Source organism: Bradyrhizobium sp. 1, assembly GCF_023073315.1.
Taxonomy (GTDB): domain Bacteria; phylum Pseudomonadota; class Alphaproteobacteria; order Rhizobiales; family Xanthobacteraceae; genus Bradyrhizobium.
Window position 1 is genome coordinate 1 of record NZ_JADPJH010000012.1, and the last position, 667, is coordinate 667.

Annotated in this window: 1 protein-coding gene; it reads left to right on the top strand. The window is 52.8% G+C overall.

Annotation, left to right across the window (positions count from 1 at the left end; genetic code table 11):
• The first annotated feature begins 5 nt into the window (after positions 1 to 5).
• Positions 6 to 620: a CPBP family intramembrane glutamic endopeptidase gene (locus IVB29_RS08570; RefSeq protein WP_247502973.1), complete on the top strand. Its 615-nt coding sequence runs from the start codon at positions 6 to 8 to the stop codon at positions 618 to 620.
• Positions 621 to 667: the final 47 nt, after the last annotated feature.

Below are 667 nucleotides of genomic sequence, written 5' to 3' on the forward strand. Positions count from 1 at the left end.
GCTCCATTACGCAACCGTTAATATGGTGGTTCGTTCTAGCCCTTATGGCGCTAGTTGCGTCACAAGTCATGCGGCTGCATCAACATCAAGCGCTAAGTTGGCTTCTCTGGGACTATGCGGGTCGGATCGCTGCTCTCACCATTTTGGCGGCAGTGCCTTCTGCTCGGATCGCTGCATTTCGAACAGGTGAACGTCAAATTTCACTTTTTGAGATTGTCCTTTGGATCGTCGGAATTTGCTTGCTAGATCGCTTTGTCCAGTTGCCGCAATCTCTCCTCAATGCGGCATTCCCTACAACCGTTCTCGGCGCATATCCGCACCCGACCGGATGGCTAAAAGCGTTCGATCTCTTTTTTGGCTTAGCCTTGGTAGCTATCAGCGAAGAAGTCATATTTCGCCGATACATCCGGCTAGCATTCCGGCCTTATCTGGGTGACGGCATCTTTGCCGTTCTCACTACGTCAGTTTTGTTCGGCGCATATCATTGGTGGGCCGGCCTTGGTAATGTCCTTTCTGCGGCCACTGTTGGCCTTTTCCTCATGTTAATGCTGCGGCGGTCGGGTGTGCTATGGCCGGTGGCACTCGCGCATTACCTGCTGGATTTGATCAATTTCGCCTAACGCGCCTTGCAGGTTCGGATGTCTTACGACTGCTCCTGGCCCTTAGC